This is a genomic window from Hymenobacter sp. AT01-02 (genome assembly GCF_000961955.2).
Taxonomy (GTDB): Bacteria; Bacteroidota; Bacteroidia; order Cytophagales; family Hymenobacteraceae; genus Hymenobacter; species Hymenobacter mucosus.
Map to the genome: position 1 here is coordinate 1 of NZ_JZIR02000143.1, position 4,665 is coordinate 4,665.

The window sequence follows — 4,665 nt, forward strand, 5'->3', positions numbered from 1 at the left end:
GCCATCGGCCACACCAGCACCCTGGCGCCCCTCGGCGGCGAGCAGCTGCCCCCAGCCGCCGCCAACGGCTCGGTTATCCTCGAGTTTCGAGTGGCCGACGTCGATGCGACCTACCAACGGCAGGCCGACTGGCTTAGTGGCGCGCTGGTGCAGGGGCCTACCACCATGCCCTGGGGCAACCGCTCGCTGCTCTTCCGCGACCCCGACGGCAATCTGGTGAACCTCTTCACCCCGGTCACGGCGGACGCTATCGAGAAGTTTGCGCAACAGCCAGCGGCGTAAGGCCTGCTGGCCCAAAGCTGCGCCTCGGCCGGTCAACCGGTCGCGCTTTGGCCCGGCAGCGAATAGCCCGTGAGGTCGCGCCAGAGTATGAACAGTCATTCCCGTTAGGGCCACCGCGCCGGATTTTAGCGCGCGTGAGGTGTCTCAGGAAACGGTAACGGGCGGGGCTGTTGCCGAACTCACCGGGATGAGTTGGCTTATTCGGCCCGGAGCCCTAGTCGGCGGTCCTTTATCAGCTGGACTAGGCGCTGACCACTTCCCCGCTGCTGGCCCACTTGTTTGACGTACAGCCAGGCCCGGCGTAGGGCTTGCTCGCCGCCTGCGGGTTGGGCACAGTCATCCGGCCAAGTCTTACCGTACTTCTTTGCCAGTTGCTATCCCTACCCCCATGCAGTTTCTCACGGACCAGTGTTCAATACGTCGGCACTCATCAGCAGTGCCTACCAGAGGATAACGTTTACGTAGGGGGCTACACTTCCCAGAATGGATCAAATCCCCGTTGTGAGATCTGATAAAAGATTCTCATTTCCCCACTCGATGACCGGAATCAAAGCAGGTTAACAAGTATTTAGGCTCTCAACTAGCACCGCCAATCCCAGCTATTAACTTAGCGAAATGGTGGTGCTGACTTGTAATTGATAACAGGTAGTTGCCTGAGTACCCTTTTCCTCCTTCTGGACTTTTACTTAATGCTCCTACCACTATTTTGCAGCAGATTCTACAAGAGCAAGTTCATACTCCTAACCCGCCATCAAAACGCTGTTGTGGCCATCAGCAGCAAGCGCAGGAGTAGATCGAACAGGAACTAGCGAGTGCCTTTTATCGGTGGCAGCATGAGGCCATGCAAGTTTTACAGGCCGAACTCAAGGCATTTGATTAACATAAAAACGACTTATCAGACTGGCAAATTCCTTAGCTAATTGATACTAGACAAGTTCTGCGATGAAACGCCCTTTTGTATCAAGACCCGATGATAAGGCTATAGAAAGGGCCATCATGACGGCCAAACTTTACCCTTTAATGAGCAATGCAAAGTGGGTGAAGTTGATTGCAGTCCTTATTGCGAATAGGGATTTGATACAGGCCTGTAAAGTCAAGCTTATCTGGGAGGACGTTGACGTAGATCGGTGGCTGCTTATTGGTGAAGAGACAAGCTACCAATTTGACTACTACGCTAATGCTATGGAAGCAATGATTACTGGCACTCCCCGCTTGGGTTGGACCGTTTACAAAGAAATTGAGTGGTTAGATTTCCCCAGATTCCCTCGCGATACAGGTGAGGCGCAAGAACTTCATACTATTCAGCTCAAAATAGAAGAGGTCAGTCATTTCCAGATTGATGCATCAGCAGACAACTTACGCCTCTACGCTTACCGACGACCATAGCTCTGCTGCCTTATGGGGATGAGGAAACATGACTTTCTCGCGAGTAGGTGCCTCTAGAAAATTCTTTCCTCTTCTAGTTTTCATCCCTTAACATAATGGGCGTTATATCCCTGCTCTTGGAATCAGTGCGGGTTTCGGCTGCTGTTCGGGGCCACTGCTGGCGTGATACTTTGCCGGTGAGGGGCCCTATTTCGGGGCCTGCCGCTGTGGTTCGCCAGCAAACAGGAATGAAGGGAGGCAATTTTTAAATAAGACCTTTTAGTCTATATTTGCACCACCAATATGTCACCGCCATGCGCAAAGCCGAGCGAACTAAGCAAAACATCATTGAGCAGGCGGCCCCTTTGTTTAACCAGAAGGGCATCGCCGGTACGACCATTGATGACATCTTGCAGGCGGCCAAAGTAGCTAAGGGCTGTCTTTACAGTCACTTTGAAAACAAAGACGACCTCTCGGCCCACACGGTTGACTTTCTCTTAGCCAAGAGTATCGGTTGCGTCCAGGATGTCATGAGTGCGGCAACTACGGCTAAGGGCCGCATATTTGCCTACCTGGACTCTTGCCAAGACCCGCTGGACATGGCCATCGTGGGCGGCTGCCCCATCTTCAACTTGGCCGTGGAAGCTGACGACAACCACCCCGCCGTAAAGCAGAAAGTAGGGGCCGTGATGCAGGCCTTGCACGCCAATTTTACGGCCATTTTGCAGGCAGGCATTGACCAGGGCGAATTTGCCGCTACGCTCAAGGCCGAGGATTTTGCCTTCAAAATGTACGTCGCAGTGGAGGGCGCTACCGTTATGTGCCGGGTGCTGGCTAGCAGCCAGCCCATGCGCCGGCTGATTAAAACCCTCAAAGAAGAGCTGGATGCTTACTCGCTCGGGTAGGCTTTTTTAGCTTTCAAAATAGACCTTTCGGTCTTTTATCAACTGACTGTTTACTGCCTTGACCACGTAAATTTATTTTCAATAATAGACCAAAAAGTCTATTTAATGCTCTTTCACCCATTTTTCAACCACCATGAACATTTCCAATAAAACCATCCTCGTCACGGGCGGCGGCTCTGGCATCGGCCTGGCTACGGCGCAACTCCTGCTCGAAAAAGGCAACCGCCTCATCATCACCGGCCGTAGTGAAGCCCGCTTGCAGCAGGCTGTGGCGCAGCTACCCGGTGTTACGGCTATTCCCTCCGACCTGACGGATGCGGCATCTGTTGCCGCGCTGGTGCGCCGGCTCGAAGCCGAGTTCAGCGACCTGAGCGTGCTCATCAACAACGCCGGACATGGCAACGTCTACCAGTTGGGTATCGGGGCCGACGCGGCCATCAAAGCTGGGGAAGAAATGGCCGCTAACTACTTGGGCACCATTCGGCTGACCGAACTACTCCTGCCGCTACTGACTCGCCAGCCCGAGGCGGCCATCGTCAACGTGACCTCCATTGTAGTGTTTGCACCTGCGGCCGTCATGCCTACCTATGCGGCCAGCAAAGCGGCGCTGCACTCTTACACCCAGTCCCTGCGCCACACGCTGGCCCAAACCACACAAGTGAAAGTATTCGAGTTGTTCCCGCCGCTGGTGAACACTGACTTTACGACGGAAGTCGGGGGTGAAAACGGCATTCCGCCGCGGCATGTGGCCACCGAGTTGGTAGCGGGCCTGGAGCAGGATACCGCCGAAATTTTGGTTGGTCAAACAGCTCAGTTCTACGAGCTGCATCGCGCCGCGCCAGCCGAGGCCTTTGCGGCCATGAATCAAGGCTAGGGATTGATACTATAAAATAAGGGAGTAGCTACTAGCTATGCCTGGTTCGAGCCAGGCCAGAACTTACTGTACTTAAAAATTGCCTTAGCAGCGTTTAAACGGGCGTTTTTTGAGGCACTGGTTGTGCTTAGATTTCCCTAACGAGAAGTTCTGTTCCTACTCTTGCGCTACCCCTATAGCTCATAGGGGTTCTTGTTCCAAAAGGGCGGTTTTACACGCTAAGCAGTTAAACAATTGATTTAGTGATTATTGCCAAGAGCAAATTCGAAGCCTATCAAAAGGGATATCGTTCCTATTGAAATGTGGAATGAAGTGTCTAGAAAGCGGCCGTTTTATGGACACGCTGAGCATCCCGCCAAACAGCCTCGAATACGCTGGTTTTTAAGCCTGTTTTTACTACCCTTTTGCCTGTTCACAAAAGGGTAGTAAAAACAGGCCGATTTACGCTTTATGGGCTGTCGAAAAAACTCAACCCACAGCTGGAATTGTATCGTCAAATATCTTTATGAGTAAGCGTGCCTCTTCCCCTGTCTGGGCTTGGTCCTGTTGATCAATTGTATGAAGTATTTCGGTGTTGCCTTCATTGCCTTGCTTCTGCTCTCGTGCAACCGCATTGAGACGCAGTCTACCTTATCACCTGACGAGCTATCCTTTATCCGCGAAGTGGGCATGCTCGACCCAAAAGAGACCGTTCACCGATTTTATTCGAATTTCAAGCTTCGAAAGGCTGGCAGTTTCTTTACCGATAAACGCATGGTTCATTATTGGCTCGAGGGGAGTGACACCCGTCAGCACCAGCGCGAATGCGCCTTTTATTCTGATATTACGGCTTTAGCCCCAGTCTTTGACGTTCCAGACTTCGACTGCCCTTACTTACAGGTTCGAAAAAAGGATCAGACCACGTTCCGAGTCTATATGGACGGCAGCAAAGAGGAGATGCAGAGGTTTTACCAAGATGCCCTCAGCGAATGGAACCGGCACCGGTCCAATACTCGCTAAACTCACTTGTCTCTGGTACGGGTGGTAATCCTTAACTCGGCACCAAGGGTCAAGAAGGTGTACCTAAGTGGCCCCCACGCAACGTAGTTTGGTTGAGTTGATTTCTGATTGAAAGAGGAGGCCGAAAAGTAGGGCCATGTACCAGATGCCCGTTCTCTTACTGGACCTATCTTGCTGCCCTCGATCAGGTACCTATTGTGCTCTCCCTAATGCGCACTACGCACATATATCGGCGTTCTT

Annotated in this window: 5 protein-coding genes; all 5 read left to right on the forward strand. The window is 52.4% G+C overall.

Annotation, left to right across the window (positions count from 1 at the left end):
- The coding region (locus VI25_RS25380; RefSeq protein WP_045690453.1) for a VOC family protein at window positions 1–282 on the forward strand (282 nt) is incomplete at its 5' end.
- 942 nt (window positions 283–1,224) lie between these two features.
- On the forward strand, window positions 1,225–1,668 hold the full coding sequence (locus VI25_RS21255) for a hypothetical protein (protein ID WP_055562848.1): 444 nt from the start codon (window positions 1,225–1,227) through the stop codon (window positions 1,666–1,668).
- A gap of 293 nt (window positions 1,669–1,961) precedes the next feature.
- Window positions 1,962–2,552 (forward strand): TetR/AcrR family transcriptional regulator, encoded by a 591-nt coding sequence (locus VI25_RS21260; RefSeq protein WP_045690450.1) that lies wholly within the window; start codon window positions 1,962–1,964, stop codon window positions 2,550–2,552.
- Between the two features lie 133 nt (window positions 2,553–2,685).
- On the forward strand, window positions 2,686–3,426 hold the full coding sequence (locus tag VI25_RS21265; RefSeq protein WP_055562849.1) for an SDR family oxidoreductase: 741 nt from the start codon (window positions 2,686–2,688) through the stop codon (window positions 3,424–3,426).
- Window positions 3,427–3,984: 558 nt separating this feature from the next.
- Window positions 3,985–4,425, forward strand: a complete 441-nt coding sequence (locus tag VI25_RS21270; RefSeq protein WP_045690840.1) for a hypothetical protein — start codon at window positions 3,985–3,987, stop codon at window positions 4,423–4,425.
- Window positions 4,426–4,665 lie beyond the last annotated feature (240 nt).